This is a genomic window from Paenibacillus pasadenensis DSM 19293 (assembly GCF_000422485.1).
Classification (GTDB): domain Bacteria; phylum Bacillota; class Bacilli; order Paenibacillales; family Paenibacillaceae; genus Paenibacillus_O; species Paenibacillus_O pasadenensis.
This window is the reverse complement of record NZ_AULW01000001.1, coordinates 426,190-444,008: the sequence shown is the minus strand read 5'-3', so window position 1 is coordinate 444,008 and position 17,819 is coordinate 426,190. Positions and strand designations below refer to the sequence as shown.

General features: G+C 65.2%; 16 protein-coding genes. 10 read left to right on the top strand and 6 right to left on the bottom strand.

Annotated features, from left to right (window positions below):
* Positions 1 to 32: 32 nt before the first annotated feature.
* From H582_RS0101935 to H582_RS0101925, 3 genes are all read left to right on the top strand, one after another.
* Complete coding sequence (locus H582_RS0101935; RefSeq protein ID WP_028597146.1) at positions 33 to 1,346, top strand: homocysteine synthase; 1,314 nt, start codon at positions 33 to 35, stop codon at positions 1,344 to 1,346.
* Between the two features lie 82 nt (positions 1,347 to 1,428).
* Complete coding sequence (locus H582_RS0101930; RefSeq protein ID WP_240478902.1) at positions 1,429 to 1,971, top strand: deoxycytidylate deaminase; 543 nt, start codon at positions 1,429 to 1,431, stop codon at positions 1,969 to 1,971.
* Positions 1,972 to 2,600: 629 nt separating this feature from the next.
* The gene (locus H582_RS0101925) at positions 2,601 to 5,372 is read left to right on the top strand and encodes a ComEC/Rec2 family competence protein (RefSeq protein WP_052332871.1); all 2,772 of its coding nucleotides are present in this window, start codon (positions 2,601 to 2,603) and stop codon (positions 5,370 to 5,372) included.
* A gap of 123 nt (positions 5,373 to 5,495) precedes the next feature.
* Here H582_RS0101925 and H582_RS32680 read toward each other — a convergent pair whose 3' ends face one another.
* The gene (locus H582_RS32680) at positions 5,496 to 6,470 is read right to left on the bottom strand and encodes a cyclase family protein (RefSeq protein ID WP_240478901.1); all 975 of its coding nucleotides are present in this window, start codon (positions 6,468 to 6,470) and stop codon (positions 5,496 to 5,498) included.
* A gap of 76 nt (positions 6,471 to 6,546) precedes the next feature.
* On the opposite strand from H582_RS32680, the gene H582_RS0101915 reads away from it, so the two are divergent.
* The 3 genes from H582_RS0101915 to H582_RS0101905 all read left to right on the top strand — a co-directional run bounded on the left by H582_RS0101915 (position 6,547) and on the right by H582_RS0101905 (position 9,123).
* Positions 6,547 to 7,236, top strand: a complete 690-nt coding sequence (locus H582_RS0101915; RefSeq protein WP_084136472.1) for an RNA polymerase sigma factor — start codon at positions 6,547 to 6,549, stop codon at positions 7,234 to 7,236.
* Positions 7,233 to 7,775 (top strand): cupin domain-containing protein, encoded by a 543-nt coding sequence (locus tag H582_RS0101910; RefSeq protein ID WP_028597141.1) that lies wholly within the window; start codon positions 7,233 to 7,235, stop codon positions 7,773 to 7,775. Before H582_RS0101915 ends, H582_RS0101910 begins: the two co-directional genes overlap by 4 nt.
* Before the next feature lie 166 nt (positions 7,776 to 7,941).
* On the top strand, positions 7,942 to 9,123 hold the full coding sequence (locus tag H582_RS0101905) for a hypothetical protein (RefSeq protein ID WP_127464392.1): 1,182 nt from the start codon (positions 7,942 to 7,944) through the stop codon (positions 9,121 to 9,123).
* A 95-nt stretch (positions 9,124 to 9,218) separates the two neighbouring features.
* On the opposite strand, the gene H582_RS0101900 is transcribed toward H582_RS0101905, so the two are convergent.
* Positions 9,219 to 10,130, bottom strand: coding sequence for a LysR family transcriptional regulator (locus H582_RS0101900; RefSeq protein WP_028597139.1), 912 nt, complete (start codon positions 10,128 to 10,130; stop codon positions 9,219 to 9,221).
* 206 nt (positions 10,131 to 10,336) lie between these two features.
* Between H582_RS0101900 and H582_RS0101895 the strand changes: the two genes are divergently transcribed.
* From H582_RS0101895 to H582_RS0101885, 3 genes are all read left to right on the top strand, one after another.
* Positions 10,337 to 10,822, top strand: a complete 486-nt coding sequence (locus tag H582_RS0101895; protein WP_028597138.1) for a DinB family protein — start codon at positions 10,337 to 10,339, stop codon at positions 10,820 to 10,822.
* Entirely contained in the window at positions 10,819 to 11,217 is a 399-nt protein-coding gene (locus tag H582_RS0101890; protein ID WP_028597137.1) for a nuclear transport factor 2 family protein, read from the top strand. The genes H582_RS0101895 and H582_RS0101890 overlap by 4 nt, the downstream gene beginning before the upstream one ends.
* Positions 11,218 to 11,372: 155 nt before the next feature.
* Entirely contained in the window at positions 11,373 to 12,605 is a 1,233-nt protein-coding gene (locus tag H582_RS0101885; protein ID WP_028597136.1) for an aminopeptidase, read from the top strand.
* A 210-nt stretch (positions 12,606 to 12,815) separates the two neighbouring features.
* On the opposite strand, the gene H582_RS0101880 is transcribed toward H582_RS0101885, so the two are convergent.
* Positions 12,816 to 13,616: a phytanoyl-CoA dioxygenase family protein gene (locus H582_RS0101880; RefSeq protein ID WP_028597135.1), complete on the bottom strand. Its 801-nt coding sequence runs from the start codon at positions 13,614 to 13,616 to the stop codon at positions 12,816 to 12,818.
* Between the two features lie 151 nt (positions 13,617 to 13,767).
* Between H582_RS0101880 and H582_RS25555 the strand changes: the two genes are divergently transcribed.
* Positions 13,768 to 14,568: a helix-turn-helix domain-containing protein gene (locus tag H582_RS25555; RefSeq protein WP_052332870.1), complete on the top strand. Its 801-nt coding sequence runs from the start codon at positions 13,768 to 13,770 to the stop codon at positions 14,566 to 14,568.
* Here H582_RS25555 and H582_RS25550 read toward each other — a convergent pair.
* From H582_RS25550 to H582_RS0101860, 3 genes are read right to left on the bottom strand one after another with little or no spacing between them, the layout of a single operon-like run.
* A complete protein-coding gene (locus H582_RS25550; protein ID WP_052332869.1) occupies positions 14,553 to 16,040 on the bottom strand; it encodes a CehA/McbA family metallohydrolase in 1,488 nt (495 codons plus the stop codon). The two genes, H582_RS25555 and H582_RS25550, sit on opposite strands and share 16 nt — an antisense overlap.
* Before the next feature lie 26 nt (positions 16,041 to 16,066).
* Positions 16,067 to 16,936 (bottom strand): carbohydrate ABC transporter permease, encoded by an 870-nt coding sequence (locus tag H582_RS0101865; RefSeq protein WP_028597134.1) that lies wholly within the window; start codon positions 16,934 to 16,936, stop codon positions 16,067 to 16,069.
* Between the two features lie 3 nt (positions 16,937 to 16,939).
* Positions 16,940 to 17,806: an ABC transporter permease subunit gene (locus H582_RS0101860; RefSeq protein ID WP_043110811.1), complete on the bottom strand. Its 867-nt coding sequence runs from the start codon at positions 17,804 to 17,806 to the stop codon at positions 16,940 to 16,942.
* Positions 17,807 to 17,819 lie beyond the last annotated feature (13 nt).

Below are 17,819 nucleotides of genomic sequence, written 5' to 3'. Positions count from 1 at the left end.
ATTAATCTTATCGATATAGGAGGAGAATGAATATGGCAGAACAACGCAAGCCGGCCCCGGAAACGCTGGCCGTACACGGCGGGCAGGAAATCGATCCGACGACGCAGTCCCGCGCGGTGCCGATCTACCAGACGACGTCCTACGGCTTCGAGAGCACGGAGCATGCCGCAGACCTGTTCGGTCTCAAGCAGTTCGGCAACATCTACACGCGCATCATGAACCCGACGAGCGACGTGTTCGAGAAGCGCGTCGCCGCCCTCGAAGGCGGCGCGGCCGCGCTTGCGGTCGCCTCGGGCTCCTCCGCGATCACGTTCTCCATCCTCAACATCGCCTCCGCGGGCGACGAGATCGTCAGCTCCTCCAGCCTGTACGGCGGCACGTACAACCTGTTCGCGCACACGCTGCCGAAGCTCGGCATCACGGTCAAGTTCGTCGACAGCTCCGATCCGGAAAACTTCCGCGCCGCGATCACGGACAAGACGAAGGCCGTCTTCGGCGAGACGATCGGCAACCCGCGCGGGGACGTGCTGGACATCGAGGCGGTCGCCGCGATCGCGCATGAGAACGGCATCCCGCTAATCGTGGACAACACGTTCCCGAGTCCGTACCTGCTCCGTCCGATCGACTTCGGCGCCGACATCGTCGTGCACTCCGCGACCAAGTTCATCGGCGGCCACGGCACGTCGATCGGCGGCATCATCGTCGACAGCGGCAAGTTCGACTGGACGCAGAACGACAAGTTCCCGGGCCTGACGCAGCCGGATCCGAGCTACCACGGCCTCGTGTACACCGATGCGGTCGGCCCGATCGCCTACATCATCAAGGCCCGCGTGCAGCTGCTGCGCGACATCGGCGCGGCGATCTCGCCTTTCAACTCCTTCCTGCTGCTGCAAGGACTGGAGACGCTCCACCTGCGGCTGGAGCGGCACAGCACGAACGCGCTCGCGGTCGCGCGCTGGCTTGAGGGGAACGACGCCGTCGCCTCCGTCAGCTACGCCGGCCTGGAGAGCCACCCGTCGCATGGGCTGGCGCAGAAGTACCTGCCGCGCGGCCAAGGCGCGATCCTGACGTTCGAGATCAAGGGCGGCGTCGAGGCCGGCAAGGCGCTCATCAATTCCGTCCAGCTGTTCTCGCATCTGGCCAACGTCGGCGATTCCAAGTCGCTCATCATCCATCCGGCGAGCACGACGCACCAGCAGCTGTCGCCGGACGAGCAGCTCAGCTCCGGCGTGACGCCGGGCCTGATCCGGCTGTCGGTCGGCACGGAGCATATCGACGACATCCTGCATGACCTGGAGCAGGCGATCCTGGCGAGCCAGGCCGTAGCGGCCGGATCGGCGAGCTGAAGGCGGCCGGCAGCCGTATGACTTTCCTTTCGAATCCGGTATAATGGCTTCAGACAGGATTCGACAGGGAGGAGGGGCTTCGATGCCCGATCGGATGCCAGGACAGCAAGAAGAGGTCCGCAAGGACTGGGATACGTATTTCATGGACATCGCCTATATGGTCTCAACCCGCTCCCGCTGCCCGCGGCGGCATGTCGGCGCGCTGCTCGTGCAGGGCAAGAAGCTGCTCGGCACGGCGTACAACGGCGCTCCGATGGGCGTCTCCGACTGCTCGGAGGCGGGCTGCATGATCGTCGAGGAGTGGGAGCAGCGCGAGGGCGTCGCCGGCGAGCCGGAGATGGTCAAGAAGCAGCGCTGCATCCGCACGATCCATGCCGAGCAGAACCTGCTGCTGTTCACCGACCGGATCGACCGCGAGGGCTCGACGGTGTACGTGACGGACCAGCCGTGCTGGACATGCGCGAACATGCTCGCCAACAGCGGCATCGTGGAGATCGTGTTCCACCGGGGCTACCCGAAGGATGCGGCCAAGGTGGAGCATCTGATGGCGCAGAAGGGCATCGTGTTCCGCCGGCTGGACGGCTATGCACCGCCTCCGCAAGCGGGCGCGGCGGTGGTCGACTGAGCAGCCGGACGGCTGCCGGGTGATGGAGGCGGCTGGCGAAGGGCGGTCGAGCAAAGGCTCTGGGGCGAACTGGTTCGGGTGGCTCGGACGAGCACGGAAGTGAACGGACGAGCGACTCCTCGACGGAGCATTCGGCTTGGAACGACCCGATAGGCGGCAAGGACGAGGTTGAAGAATGGTTGCAAGGAGGAAGCACCTCCTGGAGCATCGCGTGTTCGCGATGGCCAGGAGGTGCTTTTTTCGTTGCGAAAAGGGACTTTAGCGAGCGGCTCCAATGCCGAGCGGCGGAGTTGCGCGGAAAAACCGAGCAACGAGGCTCGAACGGGAGCCCTCGCGTCGGAGTTGCGCGGAAAAACCGAGCAACTAGGCTCGAACGGGAGCCTTCGCGTCGGAGTTGCGCGGAAAAACCGAGCAACTAGGCTCGAACAGGAGCCCTCGCGTCAGAGTTGCGCGGAAAAACCGAGTAACGGGGTTCGAACAGGGGCCTTCGCGTCGGAGTTGCGCGGAAAAACCGAGCAACTGGGTTTGAACACGCGTTTCGCAGTGACGAATGTTTCTAACGCCAACTGTATCCGTTAAGGAGATTCGCGATGAACCACGCTTGAATGGATATGAGGAGGTGAAGCCGGATGATCGAGCCTTCGATGCGTCAGCAGCGGGGAGTGGCGGCCGAGCCGCTCCGGCAAAGAGAAGGCTGGCCGATCGAGCCGCATCGGCGGATAAAAGGCTGGCTGGACGGGCGGCCGCTCGTGTGGGCGGCCGTCTGCTTCGTCGCGGGCAGCTCGGCGGCCGCGTATGCGTCCCCCGGCGGCATGCTCGCCGCCGGGCTCGGGCTCGGCCTGGTCCTGGCGGCGCTGGCGCTCGCCGGTCAGGCCAGGCCCGGGCTGGCCGCCGCTTGCCTGGCGGCCTATGCGCTTGCCGCAGGCGAGCGGCAGTGGGCGGAGGCGCGGTCCGTGACCGCGCTCGCCGCCGAATACGCCGCCGCCGCGGCGCAGCTGGAGCCGCCGGAGCTGCGCGCCGAGGCGGCCGGGACGATCGCGTCGCCGATCCGGATCGACGGCGACGTGGCGCAGCTGCGCGTGGAGGCGCATCGCCTCCGCGCGGGGGACGCGCAGCAGGCGACGCCGCTGCGCGAGACTTTGCTCGTGCGCGTGAAGCTGCTGCACGAGCACGAGCTTGCCGCCGCCCGAAGCTGGCGGCGCGGGGACAGCGTGCGGCTGCGCGGCACGCTGGAGGTGCCGGCTCCGCCGGCCAATCGCGGCGGCTTCGACTACCGCCGCTACCTGCGCAGCCAGGGCATCGCCTGGCTGCTGCAGGTGCAAGGCGCGGACGCGGTCGAAGCCGCGCCCGGCCGCCCCTGGAGCGCCGCCGCGCTGCTCGGCCGCATGGACGCGGCCCGCGCGTCGCTCGGCGGCGCGCTAGCTCGGCTGTATCCGGCGGACCAGGCCGGATACATGCAGGCGCTCGTCCTCGGCGACCAGGACGAGACGGACCCGGAGCTGTACCGCCGCTTCGCCCGGCTCGGCCTGACGCACATCATGGCCGTATCGGGCATGCATGTGGCGGTCATGCTCGGCTTGCTCGGCGGTTTGCTGCGCCTGCTCCGGCTGTCCCGAGAGCGCATCCTGCTGCTGCTCATGCTCGCCGTGCCGCCCTATGTGCTGCTGACCGGCGCGTCGCCGTCGATCCTGCGCGCCGGCTTGATGGCGCTGCTCGGCCTCGCCGCCGCCCGCGCCGGCAAGCTCAAGGACGGCCTGCATCTGCTTGCCGCCTCCGCGGTGCTGCTGCTTCTTTGGGAGCCCCGGCTGATCGAAAGCGTCAGCTTCCAGCTCAGCTACATCGTCACCGCCGGGCTCATCCTCGGCGTGCCGGCGGCGCAGCGCGTCTGGCCCCGTCCGCGCGGCCGGTCGCGCTTCGTCTACGATGCCGTCGTCGTCACGATCGTCGCGCAAGCGGCTTCCTTTCCCGTGACGATCTTCTATTTCAACCAGCTCCATCTGCTGTCGCTGCCCGCCAACCTGCTGCTCGTGCCGTTCATCAGCTTCCTCATCATGCCGGCCGGCGCGGCGGCGATGCTGCTTGATCCGCTGTGGCCGGGGCTGGCGCAATGGATCGCGTCCGCTTCCGCTGTCGGCAACGAATGGACGTTCCGGCTCATCTCCGGGATGGGCGGCTGGCGGCCGGGAGCGACGGTGTGGGCGACGCCTCCGCTCTGGTGGATCGGCGCCTACTACGGGGCGGCGTTCGGGCTGCTGCTGAGCCTGGCCCGCTGGAAAAGCCATCGGCAAAACGAAGCGGCCGCCGCCGCCGAGGCCGGGGAAGACGACACGCAGCCGCTTGGCGTCCTGGCGACGGCAGCGCCAGCGAGAGCGGCCTCCGCTGGAGGAATCGGCCCGCGAATGCATCGCCTCGACGCTGTTCTCGCTTATGCGCGAAGCCTGTCGCCCCGTCTCCGTTCGCTCGCGGCAGCGGCCGCCGCAGGCGCGGCGCTGCTCCTCCTGCTGCTGCATGCCGCCCATCCGGACTGGAGCGGGCGCTCCGCGACCGTGTCCTTTCTGAACGTCGGCCAGGGCGATTCGATCCTGATCCGCACCGCATCGGGCAAAACGATGCTGATCGACGGCGGCGGGACGATCTCATTTCAAAAGGAAGCCTGGCGCGAAAGGCGCGATCCGTACGAGATCGGCCGCAAGCTGCTCGTGCCTCTGCTGATGAAGCGCGGCGTCGACCGCATCGACCTGCTCGTCGCGACGCATCTCGACCAGGATCATATCGGCGGCCTGGAGGCCGTCGTCGACAGCCTGCCCGTGCGGCGGCTGCTTTGGAACGGCAGCCTCGACGCCGCAGGCGAGCCGCCGCCTTTTCTCGCCAAGGCGATGGAGCTCCGCATCCCGCTCTACGGCGCTCAGAGCGGACAGTCCTGGCAGCTCGACGGCGAGACGAGGCTGGACATGCTGTGGCCGGACGAGCAGGACGCCCTGCAGCCGCAGGCGGAGCAGAACGAGCGCAGCGTCGTGCTGCTGCTGACAATTTCGGGGCGGACATTCCTGCTGACAGGCGATCTGGGCAGCGTCAGCGAGCCGAGCGTGCTCGCAGAGGCGCGCGCGCATGGGCTGGCAGGCCCGATCGACGTGCTCAAGGCGGGGCATCATGGCAGCAAGCATTCCACGTCGCCGGCTTGGCTGGCCGCTTGGCGTCCGTCGATGGCGGTGCTGTCCGCGGGCCTCGGCAACCGGTACGGCCATCCGGCGGAAGAGGTGCTGGAGCGGCTGAAGCGCGCCGGCTCGCAGCCTCTGCGCACGGACCACAGCGGGGAGATCGAGTTCCGGATCCATCGGGACGGAGAGATGGAGATAAGGCTGCTGCGGGACGAAGGGGAGGCGATAGGGCAGCGGAGCTGAAATGCTTGATCGCATCCAAGAGGGAGCAGATCAAATCAACGGTCGGCCTGCAGCCGCGCCGAGCCAGGGCGTGTTTGCCAACCCGCTCAAGGGCCTCTATCGCCGTCTTTTCGCCCCTTGCTGCTAGATTCTTGCAATGATCCGCGCGATCGAAGAATCTGCCCGAATCGAAAGAGGCAGCGCGATGACCTCAAACGCCGGGACATGGAGCAGCTGGTCCAGATTCGTCAAATTCTCTGCGATGAGAATCCTATTTTCAAATAAACACTTATGGATTTCAAAAGGATCGCGATCCGGCGACGGCATGTCCAGCCCGATCATTTTGATCTGCTTTTTTACGATCAGCTGCGCGAATTCCATCGTCAGGACGGGATGGTCCGAGAAATAGCCAGGCTGCCCGAAACGGCTGCCGAAGCCGGTGTAGAGAAGGACGATCTGATTGTTCTTGATCCTTTCCTCGTACTCTTCTTTATAAGCGATTTCTTTCATGCCCCCCGATACATCGATCACGACGCCTTCTCCGATAAACGTCTCCAACGGAATCTCGCTCAAATATTCCTTTCGGTCCAGCAAATGCATCGGTCCGTCAATGTGCGTGCCGGCGTGCATGTTGATCGTCAGTTGATGGTTGTTATAAAAGTCTCGTTCATAGACCTTGGAATGCACTAGCGTCGTTTCCGTATCGCCCGGATACGGAGGCATTCCGTCTTGAATTCGATGGGATAGGTCAATGATCTTCACCTCGCGAGCCCTCCTGTCGTTAGTCGCATACGTTCGGTAAAAAGGGGAGCAAGCGTTGGTCTTCCCTTTGAAGACGGTCCGTTTCGGCAACGGAATCGTGAACGGCTCCAGCGTCCGGCTTCCATCGCCGTCAAGCTCGCAGCTGTAGGAACGGCTCGGAGCGAGAACGCTTCGAGCCGCGTCATGAAACGGAATATGCCAGAAGTAAAGCAGCAGAAAGGCGGCCGCGAGCGGGGACAGAATCAGCACTCCGCGTCCGAGCCGCTTTTTGCGCTGCGCCCATCCGATGCCGAGCAGCGCGATCAAGGCGGCGGCAAGCAAGAAGGTAAAGGGGACATATGCCGGATTTGATGCCACGCAACCGCCTCCTTCCCGGATCGCCTGGGCGATCCGCAACCGCAGCCTGCGCCGAGCTTAAGGGGAATCTTTCTCCATGCGGCAGCGCCTTTCCCGCCTGACCGGACCTCCGCTCGAAAAAAAAGTTTCGCCAAGCGCAGGGGGAAGTCCCTCCCCGCTCGTCTATATTCAGGATGGGGAAAGGGGGGCGCAGACGATCAGGCAGGACGAAGCATGGCTTCGAGCCGTCCGGGACAGCGGGACGGACCGGTTCGGAGAGATCATCGACGAATATGGAGATTATCTATACCGCACGATCTACGCGATTTTGCGCTCCCCCCACGATACGGAAGACGTGCTGCAGGAGGCGCTGCTCGCCATCAGCCGCGCCTTGCCGGAATGCCGCCTGGAAGGCTTCAAGACGTGGATCACCCGCATCGCGGTCAACCGCGCTATCGACTGGAAGCGGAGCAAGGCCCGGCGGGAGGAGCCGGCCGAGCTTCAGCTCGGGCACGAGGCCGCCGCGGCGCCATGGATGGAGCCGGGCGACGAAGCTCCGGGCACGGCCGAGCAGGTCATCGAGCGGGAGCGGAGGCGCGAGGTGCGGCGCAAGGTCGCCGAGCTGCCGCAGGAATACCGGACGATGATCCGCGACTTTTATTTTCGCCGCCGGACGCAGGAGGAGATCTCGCAGGAGAGGGGGCTGCGGCCGAGGAGCGTGGAGTCCAAGCTCTACCGCGCCCGCAGCTGGATGAGACGGCATTGGCAAAAGGAGGACTTCGAATGAACCCGCATCCACCGATGGAATCGTGGAGCCGCTATGCGGCCGGGCTTGGCGGCGCGCCGGAGCGGCTCGCCATGGAGCGGCATCTGGAGAGCTGCGAGCTTTGCCTGGAGGCGTTCCAGGCCGCGGCTCTCGCAGAGGAGCCGGCGCGCGATGAATGCCCCAAGCAGGCTGCGCTTGCGGAGCGGCTTCGGGGAGAAGCGCTGGAGCGCGTCCGCGCCGCGGTGCTGGACGAGCTGGCCCGCGAGCAGGCGGACGCCGAGCGCAGGCCGCCGCCGCGGCGCCGGAGCTGGACGCGCCATCCGGCGTTCCACTACGGCCTGGCGGCGGCGCTGACGCTGCTGCTGCTCGGCAGCGGAGCGCTCGGCGAGCTCGGGCGCCAGCTGGAGCACGCGGCTTCCGCCCGTCCGCCGCAGCCGTCTCTTTCGACCGAGCGTCCAGACGCCGGGGAGGAGAGCTGGTCGTCCCGTGTGGTCGACCGCACGTCGCGGCTGCTGCAGGAGTGGCAGTCGGCCCGTTATCGGGACGGCGGAGCGAGCTGACGGATGGCGCTTGCTGCGCGCGCCGTCGAAGCGCGGCTCCGTCCCGCTTGCTCCCGCACCGGCCGAGCGGCCCTGCTAAATCCGTCGCCCTAGCCGCCCCGGCGGAGCGTCCTCTATGAATTTTCCTAGCACGACATCTATTCCCGACAAAGGAGCGACAACGACCATGAACCACCCTATGCATCCCGCCCCTGCGGCGCATCCGCTGCTGGCGCTGCTGCTCGGCTTCCTGCCCGGAGCCGGACACGCCTATCTGCGCAAGTTCGGGCGGATGGTGCTGTACGGCCTGCTGTTCTGGGGCCCGTCGGCGCTGCTGCTGCTGATCGCGGCGACCGGCAGCATGGACGGAGAATTCCTCGTGTTCGCGCTGTTCCCGATGCTCGTCTGGGGCGTCAGCATGATCGACCTGCTCGTCACGGCGCTGTCGGCGCCGGCAGCGCCGTCGCATGCGTTCGAGCCCGGTCCGATGGACGGCAGCGGCATCCCCTCCGCGCGTCTCGTGCCGACGATGGCGGCGGAGCGCCAGCGCGAGAAGACGGCGGCGATCCTGCTCGCCTTTGTCCCCGGGCTCGGCCATATGTACCTGGGCCTCATGCAGCGGGGCGCCGCCTTTCTCGTCTCGTTCGCGGGCCTCGGCGTGTTCGTCGTCTTCGTCGCCATCGTGCTGGACACGCCGGTGTTCCTGCTCTTCCTGCTGCTGCTGCCGGTGCTGTGGATCTACGCGATGTTCGACGCCGTGCATCTCGTGCAGCGCAAGCAGGCGGGAGAGCCGCTCGTCGACCGCTCGCTGTTCGAGGAGCTGGAGGGGCATTTCGCCTCCGGCCGCAAAAACAAGATGGCCGCCGCCGCGCTCTCGTTCCTGCCCGGAGCGGGCCATCTGTACCTCGGCCTGCAGAAGCGCGGCCTGCAGCTGATGGGACTGTTCCTCGTGTCCATCTACTTGATGGACAGCCTGCGGATGACGCTGTTCCTGTTCCTGCTGCCGCTCGTCTGGCTGTACGCCTTCTTCGACGCGATCCAGCAGCATGGCCGCTTCCAGCGCGGCGAGCTGGCGGACGTGCCCGTCCTGACGGAGCTGTCGGCCTACAGCCGCTGGATCGGCGCGGCGCTGATCGCCGTCGGCGCGTTTTTCCTGGCGGACCGGTTCGTCATGCCGCTCGCCGCCGAGCATGCCCCGCGGATCTATGCTCTGTACCAGACCGTCCGCTACAACCTGCCCGCCGCGGCGACCGCGTTCCTGCTGCTCGCCTTCGGCCTCCGCATGCTGCTCGGCCGGCCGAATCCGCCGGCGGCGATGCCGCTGCATGAAGCTCCGGACGCCATGCGCCGTACGGAGCCGCTCGGCTGACTGCGGTCTCGAAGCGTCCAAGCGCTGCCTCCAGCCGGAGCAAAAAAGCGTTCCCATCCGCCTATGCGTGCGCGGATCGGAACGCTTTTTCCTTTTCACCCTAACGAACGGCGGCTTGCCTCCTGCGCCTTGTCGATAAAGTCTTGCAGAAGCTCCATGAACAGCTTCGCCGCTTGGCTCATGAACCGGTCCTTGCGGTAGAGGATGCAGATGTCTTGGCTCGGAGTCGGGTTCAAGAGGGTCACGGCAGCGATGGAATCGCGGCCGAGATTGTCTACGAGCAGCCGCGGAAGGATGCAGGCTCCGACGCCTTGCTCGACCAGGGCGAGAAGGGTCGACAGCGAGGGCGCGACAATCGGGCGGTCGAGGAGGATTCCGGCTTTTCGACTGCTCTCCCGGATGACCTTGGTCATCTGGTGCTCGTCTCCGAAGGCGACCAGCTTCAGCTGCTGCAGCTGCTCGAAGGACATCGCTTTGGCCTTGGCGGCGGGATGGTCGGAGCGGACCGCCAGCACGAATTCTTCATGAAAGAGCGGAATGACCGCGATGCGGTCATCCGGATCGGCCGGCGTCGTCGTCACGCCGATGTCCCGGACTCCTTCGAGCACCTGCCCGTACACCTCCGTCGTCTCCGTCACTTGGATCGACAGCTTCGGATAGGAGCGGTGGAAGTCGATCAGCAGCGCGTCGAACAGAAGATCCCCGTCGCCGGGAAGGATGCCGATATCGAGCTGGCCGCCCTCCATCCGCTTCAAATCCGAGATCGCCGCTTGAATATAATCGACTCGTTCAAAAATAAGCCGGCTCTGCTCCAGGACGATCCGTCCGGCCTCGGTGAGCGCGATCCGCCTCCCGATGCGGTCGAACAGCGGAGTTCCCAGCTCGTTCTCCAGGAACTTGATCTGCTGGCTGAGGTTGGATTGGGTCGTGCAGAGAGCTTCCGCCGCCTTGGAAAAATGCATGTCCTTGCAGATGGCCGCGAAATAGTGGAGCTGCCTAAGTTCCATGTCATGGCTCCTTCATCGAATGAAGTGGTCGGGCACGGATGGTCCAGTTCATTCCATTATAGCGCAAAGCCGGCCGGCCGCGCATTGCGCCGCCCTTGGAGTAGCGAAACCGATCGATGGCATCGGAATTGCGGGATGGTTGGCTTTCCGCGATTTCGGTACTCTTGAATCAAGGAAGCCATCCGAAACCAAGGAGGAATTCAATCATGCATCAAGCCATCGTCCATACGAGTCAAGTGGTGCGTCAAGTCGTGCTCGGCCAGGTCCAGGCGGCAGCCGAGGAGCAGCTGGATCGGCAGCCGGAAGGCTTCGCCAACACAATCCGCTGGAATATCGGTCATATCGTGTATTGGAGGGATCGATATGCGGCCTTGTGCTTCGGCGTGCCGTCGGCCATTCCCGACCATTATGCGGCGCTGTTCGACTCGGGCACGAAGCCTGCGGATTGGACGGAGGCTCCCCCGACCAAGGCGGAGCTGCTGGAGCAGCTGGCCGCCCAGCTCGGCCGATTGTCGGAGATCGCGCCGGAGAAATGGGAGGCGGAGCTGAAGCCGCCGCTGGAGATGGGGCCGTTCTCGTTCCGCACCGCGGCCGAGCTGTTCAACTTCGCTCTCGTCCATGAGGGCATCCACCTCGGCGTCGTGATGAGCCTGCTGAGAGCGACCCGAACGAGCGGGGAGCGACGTCCATGAAGGCGAACCAAGTCTTGCTGAGCTATATGGAGAGGATGAGGGAGGTGGAACCGGCTCTCGAGTACGTCCACCCGGAAGCGATTTTCATCGCGGCCTGCGAGCATGAGTCGGAGCGGCATCCCTTTTATGGCACTTATCGCGGAGTCGAAGGGGTTCGGACGCTGTTGTCCAAGCTTCAGCGGGAGCTGGAGCCGCAGGAGGTCAAGCTGCATCGGATGCTGGCCGATGAAGGGACGGTTTTCGCCTGGGGGGAGTTCCGGCACCGGGTCCGCTCGACCGGCCGCATTTTTGCGAGCTCTTGGGCGGCCGCATGCGAGGTGGAGGACGGCAAGATCAAGTATTTTCGAGTGTTCGAAGATACGGGAGCGCTGGAAGCGGCTTTCCGTAAAGAGTAATCGGTTCCAGGGCTGCCTCGACGGCGGCCCTTTTTTCTCGTGCTGGCGCATGTGTGGAGCACCGCTTCGCCGCGCAAGCCTGCCCTTGGAACTTGCCGCTGCGTTCCTTATACTGGAGAGATGCAGGCTATTCCTTTTCTTAGTGGAGGTTGACCATGATTCCGACTCAGCAGCAACTGGAAAACTACGCCGAACTGATCGTCCGCGTCGGCGTCAACGTGCAGCCCGGCCAAAAGGTCGTCGTGATGGCTCCGATCGCCGCCGCCCCGCTGGCGCGGCAGATCGTCTCCCGCGCCTACAGCGCCGGAGCGAGCGACGTGTTCGTCGAGTACAACGACGAGCAGCTCACCCGCATCCGTTTCCTCCAAGCGCCGGAAGAGAATTTCTCCAAGTATCCGATGTGGCGCGCGGAAGCGTTCCAAGGCTTCGTCGCCGAAGGCGCCGCCTTCATCCAGATCTATTCGCCCGATCCGGACTTGCTGACCGGCGTCGATCCGGAGCGTGTCGCCGCCAGCTCCAAGGCGGCGTCGACGGCGCTGGCTCCATACCGCAACGCGCTCATGAACCATGAGAACGCCTGGACGCTCGTGTCCTGGGCGACGCCGGAATGGGCGGCCAAGGTGTTCCCGGACGAGCCGTCCGAGACCGCGGTCGAAAAGCTGTGGGAGCGGATCGTCGACGCCACCCGCATCGGGCTGGAGGATCCCGTGGAGGCATGGCGCGGCCACAACGCCACGCTGCTGGACATGGTCGAGCGCCTCAACGCCAAGCGCTACGCGGAGCTTCGCTTCACGGCGCCGGGCACCGAGCTGACGATCGGCCTGCCGGACGGCCATCTGTGGCTGGGCGGCGGCAAGAAAAACGGCCGCGGCGTCCTGTTCAACCCGAACATGCCGACGGAGGAAGTGTTCACCATGCCGCATAAGGACCGGGTGAACGGCATCGTCCGCAGCACCAAGCCGCTCAACTACAGCGGCCAGCTCATCCAGAACTTCTCCCTGACGTTCAAGGACGGCAAAGTGACCGACTTCACCGCCGAGCAAGGCTACGAGGCGCTGGCCAAGCTGCTGTCGATGGACGAGAACGCGGTGCGCCTCGGCGAGGTCGCGCTCGTGCCTGACGACTCGCCGATCTCGAACTCCGGCGTGACGTTCTACAATACGCTTTTCGACGAGAACGCCTCCTGCCATCTGGCGCTCGGCCAGGCGTATCCGGTCAACCTCGAGGGCGGAACCGAGCTGTCGCCGGAGGAGCTGGCGAGCCGCGGCGCGAACCGCAGCCTCGTGCACGAGGACTTCATGATCGGCTCGCCCGAGATGAATATCGACGGCGTGACGCAGGACGGCTCGGTGGAGCCGATCTTCCGCGGCGGCAACTGGGCTTTCTGATCGTTCGAGCCGAGCTTTCGGCGGATTTTCCGCATTCCTATGACTAGAACCTTCCGGGCGTCGCGAACACGACGCCCGGAAGGTTCTTTTTGGACCGTTTATCCTCGCAGGTTGACAGGGCTGCGACGGAAAAATGCGCTCGCATGCCCAAGAGCGATTGGCTCCTCGTCATCTCCTCCGCTCCAGCCTCTGAGCGGAGGAGCGGGGCGGTCAGTGATAGGCCGGCGTTTCGATGCCGCAGGGACCACCGTCCGGATTGTCCTGCAGGCGCAGCTCCGTCCCGTCCGCGCGGTAGAGCGGATTGTACCAATGCGAGATGGACGTGGACGAGAGGCCGGCATAGTGGCAGATGAACGCGCGCCGGAAGCGGTCCTTGGACTTGTTGCGGTACGAGCCGTGGATGAGGCTTCCGTTGAAGAACAGCACGTCGCCGGGCTCCATGACGGCCGCGACCGGCTTCTCGTCCTTCGGCGGCTTGACGTAGTGAGTCGTAAAAGACTCCTTGACATCCGCCTCCTCCGGGCAGACGATATCGCTGACGTTCGTTTTCGGAACGAGCAGCATGCAGCCGTTCTCCTCGTCGCAGCGGTCGACGGCGGTCCAGGCGGCGATGCAGGTGCCGGGCTCCACCTTGAGGTAGAAGTTGTCCTGATGCAGCGCCTGGCCCCGCGATCCGGGCGGCTTGTAGTAGAACATGCTTTGGGCCGCGACCGCTTCCTCGCCGAGGAGCTCCCGGAGCACGCCCATCACGCCGGGATGCAGCATGAAGCTGCGGGACAGCGCATTGAACCGGTGCGGATGCATGACGCGGGGGTACCGCTTGAGGGGATCGGCGGCGGCATCGCTGCCGAACTGCGGCTCGAAATAGCCGGGGACAGCCGTTCCGGCGATGGCGTCGAACTCGCGCCGGATGGCATCGATCTCCTCCTGGCGGAGCAAGCCTCGTACGATGAGGTAGCCCTCGTCCTGGAACGAGCGCAGCGAGTCTTGAGGCGAAGCGGGCTGGGTCATGCTTCATCATCCTTTCGTGGGAGCGGGATGAGTCCAGCATAGAGGATGAAGGAGGACGCGCGGAAGTCCGGATCCTGCTTATATCTGGCTGGATTCTGCTGCCGCATCCGCATCCGCCGCACGGCGGCATTTGAAAAAAGGAGGGCGCGTCATGAGAGAAAGCATCCCCGGCCTCGTCGCCGGCCATTTCCGCCGCGGCGACGATTATTCCGTGCGCCGGCCGGAAGGGGCGGACAGCTGGCTGCTCGCCTACACGCTGGGAGGAAGGGGATATTTCCGCACCCCGGCCGAACAGAGCTCGTGCTCGGAGGGCGATCTGATCCTGCTGCGCAAGGATGTCGCCCACGAATACGGGACGGCAAAAGGGGAGCAATGGCATTTCATGTGGTGCCATTTCGCCCGTCTTCCGCACACCGGCCTGCTGCCGGAGAAGGAGCTGCTGAACGTGCCTTTGTCCGGCACTTTCCGCCGCCGCGCGCTGCGCTCGTTCCGGCTGCTGCTCCAGGATGCCCGGGAGCGCGGCGCTTACGGGCTGCTGCGCTGCGAGAACCATCTCGGGGCGCTGCTGCTGCTCGCGGCGTCGCAGCTCGGCGACCGCGTCGATCCCCGCGTCGCCGCCGTCCTGCGCGTGCTCGCCTCGCGCATGGAGGAGGAGCTGCGGATCGAGGACCTGGCCCGCATCGCCGCGCTTTCGCCCTCCCGGCTGTCCCATCTGTTCAAGGAGCAGACCGGCAGGACGATCCTCGAGACGCTCGCGGAGATGCGGCTCGAGCAGGCCGCGCTGCTCCTCGCGCATGCCGGCCGTCTGCCTTCGGAGGCGGCGGCGGAGGTCGGATTCCGCAGCTACAACCATTTCGCGGCTCTGTTCCGCCGCCGCTTCGGCGTCAGCCCGTCCGCATACCGGACGGATTCGGCCCGGCTGTCTGAAGGGGATTTTCAACGCTTGACATAGACCGGATTCGTCAGGCAGGTCACGAATGTCCGGGAAGAAGCGGGCAGGCGGCGCCGGGCCTCGAGACGATAGAACAGGCGGTCGCCGCTTCCGGCGAAGCTCAGCGTGGCGCGCCCTTCCCGGTCCGTACGGACATCCGTCGCCGGGACGTCCGGCTGGGCGCGGGATGAGCCTTCGCCCTCCGGCAAGCCGCCTGGACCGGCGAGCGACGCGTATGCCGCAGCCATCGCGGCTGCTTCCGGGGAGGGGTCCGCCCTGCCGGCCAGCCTCCATGCGGCTTCCAGGCCGCGATCGGACCAGAGGAAGATCTCGTCGTCCGCCGCCGCATGGATGCCGATCGTCAGCGGCAGGCTGCCGTCCGGATGCGGCGCAGCTTCGTCGCCGACGCCGGCGCTGCCGGAGCGCAGCGTCAGGAACGTATCCTCCGGATCATGGGAGAGGACGACCCTTCCCGCGCGCAGCGCCTGCATCAGCCCTGCCGTGCCCGGAGAGCGGGTCCAGAGGGACGCCGCCGGCCTTCCGTGGCGGACGTAGCGATCCGGGCGATGCGTATCGCTGCCTCCGAGGGCGACGATCCTGCGGCCGAGAGACAGCTGGCGCTGCCACCAGGACAGCGCCTGTTCGTTCAGCTCCCGCCAAGGACCGTTCCAGACCTCGATGGCGTCGAACGGCAGATCGAAGCCGAACTCCCAAGGGCAGTCGGGACAAAACGGATGATTGAGGGAGACGAACGCTCCGCGTTCCCTCGCCAGGCTCAGCTGCCGCTCCGCCTCTTGCGGAGACGCGACGCGGAAGTCGTCCAGAGCATCCGGATGGCCGAGCAGGTTGGCGTGGCCGCCATAGCTGGTCAGCTCCACGCCGGGCAGCAGCAGCAGGCGCTCGTCGGCCCGATCGGCGAACGCATTTTGCGAGGATGTATTATGGTCGGTCAACGCGAGAAAGTCGAGCCCGCGGCTCGCCGCCGACGAGCTGGCCTCGGCGAGCGAATAGGCGCCGTCGCTGTGCGTCGTATGCGCGTGCAGGTCGCCTTTGACCCAGCGGCTGACGGGCCGCCGGAGCCGCACCTCGACCGACACCGTGACGCCGCCCTCCGGAATCCGGTACGCTCCGAGCATGACCGCCCACCGCCCGCGCCCGGGCTTGCCGCTGCGGTAGCCCGGCGTAGCCTGCTCCGCGGCGACAAAAAAGCGGCTTCTCGCTCCGCCGCTCCATCCGACGATGCGCTCGGGCGAGCGCAGGCCGATGTCGATGACGGCCTCGCCGCCTTGACGGTCGTATTCGTAGAGGACCTCGATGCGCTCGAGGTCCTCTTCCACGTCGAAGGCGAGTTCCGGATAGGTCCTCTTCTCCTCCGCCGAGATCCGGCGCGTGAGCCGCAGCGTCTGGACGCCCGGATGCTCCGCGTTCGGTCCGTTCTCCAGGCGGTCCGCATCATAGCGGAGCCCGTCGTCCGGCAAGCTGTTTCCATTCATCTCCAGTCCTCCTTCTGCTCGAAGTCCTATTCCTTGTTGGCGCCTGCGAGAATGCCTTTCATGAAATGCCTCTGCACGAAAGGATAGACGGCGATCAGCGGCAGGACGCTGATGACGATGCCGGCCATCCGCACGTTGGTCGTGATCAGGTAGCTGCTCGAAGTGGCCGCCGAATCGACGATCATCGACTTCAGGGCGACCTGGAGGGTGATCTTGGCCATGTCGGTAATATACATGACCGCAGGCGTCAGCATGTTCCAGCGACCGACGAACTCATACAGCGTCACCGTCGCCAGCCCCGCCGCCGCGAGGCGCATGTACATCGTGAAGAAGACGCGCAGCTCGCCGGCGCCGTCGATCTTGGCCGACTCGGCCATCTCGTAGGGGATGGCGGAGAAGAAGTTCCGCATGAGCAGGATCGAGAAGCCCGACACGAGGCCGGACAGCACCAGCACGCTCAGCGTGTTGATCAGATGCAGGTCTTTGTTCACGACATAGAGCGGAATCATGACGGCCTCCTGCGGCACCATCATCGTCAGCAGGATGAAGCTGATCATGAGCTTGCGGCCCGGCAGATGCGGATGGATGAACACATAGCCCGCCAGGCTGGACAAGAGCACATGGAGCGCGGTTCCGGACAGCGTGACGATCGTGCTGTTGAGCAGCGGCCGCCACAGGTCCAGGCTGCTCCAGACCGTGACGAACCCTTCGGTGCTGAAGTCCTTCGGGATCAGCACGATATCCGGCTGCATCGAGGCGATGCCGGAAGAGAAGGCCAAGGCGAGCACGTTCAGGAATGGAATGATCATCGTCAGCATGAGCAGGATGAGGAATCCCGCATTCAAGGCGTCGAAGGTCCGATTGGTCCATCCGAGCCGGTCATAGCGATCGCCCACGGGCTACACCTCGTCAAAGCGGATCAGACGCCGGACGGCGAATGTCAGCGCAAAAGTCAGCAGCACGACGAGGAAGCTCGCTGCCGCTGCAGGTCCGATCTTCATTTCCAAAATGCCTCTCTGGAACGTATACATCATCAGCACGTCGACCTTGGAGGCGGTCGCCGGATTCCTCAGGATGAACACCGGATCGAAGATCCTCAGGATGCCGAGCGTGTTGAGCAGGAAAATGACCTTCATCGTGCCGGACAGCTGGGGCAGCGTCACATCGCGCATCTGCTGCCAGCGGGAAGCCCCGTCCATGCGCGCCGCCTCGTAGAGCGACGGGCTGATCGACACGATGCCGGCCAGGAACAGGATGCAGTTGTAGCCCATGTCCTTCCACGTCACGAGCAGGATGAGCATCCACCGGGACCAGCCCGCATCGGCGAGGAAATGGATCGGTCCGCTCATCCCGAGCTTGACGAGGACGACGTTCACGAGCCCCGTATCGGGGGAGAGCAGGAAGATCCACATCCCCCCGATGACGACCCACGACAGGAGATGGGGCAGATAGAGGACCATCTGGGCCGTCTTGCGGAACCAGCTGCGCAGCACCTCGTTCAGCGACAGGGCGATCGCGAGCGGGGCCGCGAAGCCGAGCGCCAGCGTGCCGCCGCCGATGAGAAGCGTATTGACGAACGCATCCAGGAAGGAAGCGTCCTGCAGCACGAGGCGGTAGTTGTCCCAGCCGGTGTAGGGATGGGTGCCCATGAGCCGGTAATCCTGGAAGCTGATCTGAAGTCCGCGAGCCAGCGGATAGTAGGCGTAGACAAGGAAGTAGAGGACGACCGGAATCATCATCGCGTACAGGGCGCCGAAGCGCTTCATCGTCGTCAAGGCT